The following is a 3,684-nucleotide window of genomic DNA, read 5'->3' as shown; positions in this document are numbered from 1 at the left end:
AGGCCAGCCAGGACCAGCGAGGCGCTGGCGCGCAGGTCGGTGGCCATCACCGGAGCACCGGACAGCCGCTTGACGCCCTTCACCACCGCCGTGTGGCCCTGGATGGTGATGTCCGCCCCCATCCGGTGCAGCTCCGGCACGTGCATGAAGCGGTTCTCGAAGATGCTCTCCGAGATGACCGAGGTGCCGTTGGCCACCGTCATCAGCCCCATGAGCTGGGCTTGCATGTCGGTGGGAAAGCCAGGGTGCTCGGTCGTCTTCACGTCCACCGAGTGGAGGACCTTGGGGGCCTTCACCCGCAGGCCGCCGGCCTCGGCGGTGACGGTGCAGCCCGTCTCGCGCAGCTTGAGGATGACGGACTCCAGGTGCTCGGGCACCGCGTGCTTCACCAGCACGTTGCCGCCGGTGATGGCCGCCGCGACCATCAGGGTGCCCGCCTCGATGCGGTCCGGGAGGATGGCGTGCTCCACCGGCTTGAGGGCGTCCACCCCCTCGATAGTGATGACGGAGGTGCCCGCGCCCTCGATGCGCGCGCCCATCTTGTTGAGGACCCGGGCGAGCTCCTCGATCTCGGGCTCGCGCGCGCAGTTCTCCAGCACGGTGCGGCCCTTGGCCAGCACGGCCGCCATCATCACGTTCTCCGTGCCCGTCACGGTGATGACGTCGAAGTTGACGGTGCCGCCCTTGAGCTGCTTCGCCTTCGCCTCGACGTAGCCCTCGGTGAGGGTGATCTCGGCCCCCAGGGCCTTGAGGCCCTTGAGGTGCTGGTCGATGGGGCGGGCCCCGATGGCGCAGCCGCCAGGCATGGACACGCGGGCACGGCCGAAGCGGGCCAGCAGGGGACCGAGCACCAGCACGGACGCCCGCATCGTCTTCACCAGGTCGTACGGGGCCTCGGGGGTGATGGGCCCCTCGATGGCCACCTCACACACGTCCTTCTTGCGCCCGTCCAGCCGCGCCGTCTGGCAGCCCATGGTCTCGAGGACCTTGAGCATGGTGACGACGTCCGCGAGGTCCGGCACGTTGCGGTAGACGCTCTTGCCATCGGCCAGCAGCGCCGAGGCCAGGATGGGGAGCGCTGCGTTCTTCGCGCCCGAAACCGTCACCTCGCCCTGAAGCGCGTGGCCACCCTTCACGATGATCTTGTCCATCTGTCCCGTCTTATCCCTGTGGCCCGCTGGCCACGGGCTGTGTCCCAAAAGCGAGGCGATCCCGCCGCTCCAGGTCCTTCTCCACCCGCGCGTCCTCGTAACCCGCGGCCTGGAGGAGGGCCTTGACGGCGTCCCCCTGAGTTTCGCCGATCTCCATTGCAAGCAGTCCGCCAGGTTTGAGGACGCGGCGAGCCCCCTCGATGACCTTGCGGATGAGCACCAGCCCGTCCGCCCCGCCGTCCAGCGCCATGTGGGGCTCGCGGCGCACCTCGGCCGACAGGGTCGGAATCTCCTTGGAGGCGATGTAGGGCGGATTGGAGGCCACCACGTCGAAGCGGGCGTCCGGGGGCAGGGGAGCGTAGAGGTTGCCCTGGAGCACCGTCACCCGCTCGGCCACGCCCAGGGCCTGGGCGTTCTCCCGGGCCAGCGTGCAGGCGTCCGGGGAGAGGTCCGTGGCCAGCACCGTGGCCTGGGGCCGCTCGGCCGCGAGGCTGATCGCGATGCAGCCCGAGCCGGTGCACACGTCCAGCGCGGTGCCGGGGCCGTCCTTGGGCAGCTTGTGCAGGGCCGCCTCCACCAGCAGCTCCGTCTCCGGCCGGGGGATGAGCACCCGCGCGTCCACCTTGAAGGGGCGGTTGTAGAACTCCCGCACTCCGGTGAGGTACTGGGTGGGCTCGCCCGCCAGGCGCCGCTCGATGAGGGCGCGGAAGGCGGTGAGCTCTTCCTTCTCCATCGGCCGGTCCAGGTCCACGTACAGGCGCACCCGGGTCGTCTTGAGCACGTGGGCGAGCAGCACCTCGGCGGTGAGCCGGGGCGCGTCCACCCCCTTCTTCTCGAAGTGCTGCGTCGTCCAGGTGAGGAGTTTACGGAGGGTCCAGGGCTCGCTCATGCGCCTCTGCCGGGGCCTCCGCCCACCTGCTCCTTGAGGGCCTCGGCCTGGTAATGGGTGCGACAGGCGGTGATGACTTCCTCGACACCGCCGGACATGATCGCCGGCAGGTTGTGCACCGTCAGGCTGATGCGGTGATCCGTCAGCCGGTCCTGCGGGAAGTTGTAGGTACGGATCTTCTCCGAGCGGTCACCGGTGCCCACCTGGCCGCGGCGCATGGAGTCGCGCTCGTTGCGGATGCGCTCCTGCTCCATCTCGTAGAGCTTGGCGCGCAGGATGCGCTCGGCCATGGCCCGGTTCTTCGTCTGGCTCTTCTCCTGCTGGCACTTCACCACGATGCCCGAGGGCTTGTGGATGAGGCGTACCGCGGAGTCCGTGGTGTTCACGCTCTGGCCACCCGCGCCCGTCGAGCGCATCACCTGCATCTCGATGTCGGCCGGGTTGATCTTGATGTCCACGTCCTCCGCCTCGGGCATCACCGACACGGTGATGGTGGAGGTGTGGATGCGGCCCTGGGTCTCGGTGGCCGGGACGCGCTGCACCCGGTGTACGCCGGACTCGTACTTCATCTGACTGTAGACGCCGTCGCCCGAGAGCATGATGGTGACGTCCTTGACGCCGCCCACGCTGCCCGTGCTCATGTCGATGATCTCCGACTTCCAACCCTTCCGGTCGGCGTAGCGGAGGTACATCTGCATGACCTCCTCGGCGAACAGGCCCGCCTCGTCTCCGCCGGCGCCGGCGCGGATCTCCAGCATGACGTTCTTCTCGTCATTGGGATCCTTGGGCAGCAGGAGGACCTTCAGCTTGCCCTCCAGCTCCTCGCGCTGCTCCTTGAGGCCGGGGAGGGCCTCGCGGGCATAGGCCTTTTCGTCGGGGTCCGAGCTGCCAAGCCAGGCCTCGACCTCTTTGAGGTCGGCGAGCACCTTGCGGTAGTCCCGGAAGGTATCCACCAGCTTCTCCAGGGCGGCGCGCTCCTTGGAGACGCGCTGGAGCTTGGCCGTGTCGGAGATGATGTCCGGGTTGGACAGGTCGGCGGTGAGACGCTCGAACTTGCGCTCCACCTCTTCGAGTTTGTCAATCATCGGTCTTGGGTCGGGGTTGTGCCCCGTTGTCTGGCCCCTGGCAAGGCCGGACGGGGTCGAGAAATTCCGTGGACTTCCGGGCCCGGGACATGAAAAAAGGGGGGTTCGCTGCCGCCAGTGCGGCCCACTTCCGCTCATACGGAGTACCAGAAGATGCCTGCCCAGAAGGGAAACCGCAGCAAGAAGAAGCTGTCCAACCGCGCTGGTTCGAAGAAGGCGGCCCTCAAGCGCCGTCGCGCCCGCGAGCGCCGCAAGTAGTTCGCCGTTCGCCTCCTCCCCTGGTCCGAAGGGGAGGAGGCAAGCATTCCCCACCCCGCGCGCTGGATCCCTGGGGAGCTGGTCATTAGGACTTCCCAGGATAGGACCCTCCAGGCACTTGTCGGGAGGGATGGCTCTTGCTTGCGCCGTGAAAGTGGCGGCGCGTAGATTGACTTCGCGAGTTCATGGCCCGGGAAAAGGACAACATCGCTCTCTCCGACGAGCACAACTCACGTGGCATCGAGTTGGCGGATCGCGGGTGGCTGGACGAGGCCATCAAGGAGTTCAAGAAGGCGATCGA

The 3,684-nt window shown here is 67.7% G+C and carries 3 protein-coding genes; all 3 read right to left on the bottom strand.

What is annotated here, in order from left to right:
- On the bottom strand, positions 1-1,151 hold a 1,151-nt coding region (gene murA, locus VF794_RS05550; RefSeq protein ID WP_331108132.1), incomplete at its 3' end, for a UDP-N-acetylglucosamine 1-carboxyvinyltransferase.
- Between the two features lie 10 nt (positions 1,152-1,161).
- The gene (prmC, locus tag VF794_RS05545; protein WP_331108131.1) at positions 1,162-2,040 is read right to left on the bottom strand and encodes a peptide chain release factor N(5)-glutamine methyltransferase; all 879 of its coding nucleotides are present in this window, start codon (positions 2,038-2,040) and stop codon (positions 1,162-1,164) included.
- The gene (gene prfA, locus VF794_RS05540; protein ID WP_331108130.1) at positions 2,037-3,125 is read right to left on the bottom strand and encodes a peptide chain release factor 1; all 1,089 of its coding nucleotides are present in this window, start codon (positions 3,123-3,125) and stop codon (positions 2,037-2,039) included. The genes prmC and prfA overlap by 4 nt, the downstream gene beginning before the upstream one ends.
- Positions 3,126-3,684 lie beyond the last annotated feature (559 nt).

The sequence above is a fragment of the Archangium sp. genome, from assembly GCF_036389735.1.
In the GTDB taxonomy this organism is placed as follows: domain Bacteria; phylum Myxococcota; class Myxococcia; order Myxococcales; family Myxococcaceae; genus Archangium.
This window is presented reverse-complemented; position numbering and strand designations above follow the sequence as displayed.

What these genes read in the sequence shown, in the direction of transcription:
- prmC (WP_331108131.1), bottom strand. Translation starts at nt 2,040, where the DNA reads ATGAGCGAGCCCTGGACCCTCCGTAAACTCCTCACCTGGACGACGCAG.
- prfA (WP_331108130.1), bottom strand. Translation starts at nt 3,125, where the DNA reads ATGATTGACAAACTCGAAGAGGTGGAGCGCAAGTTCGAGCGTCTCACC.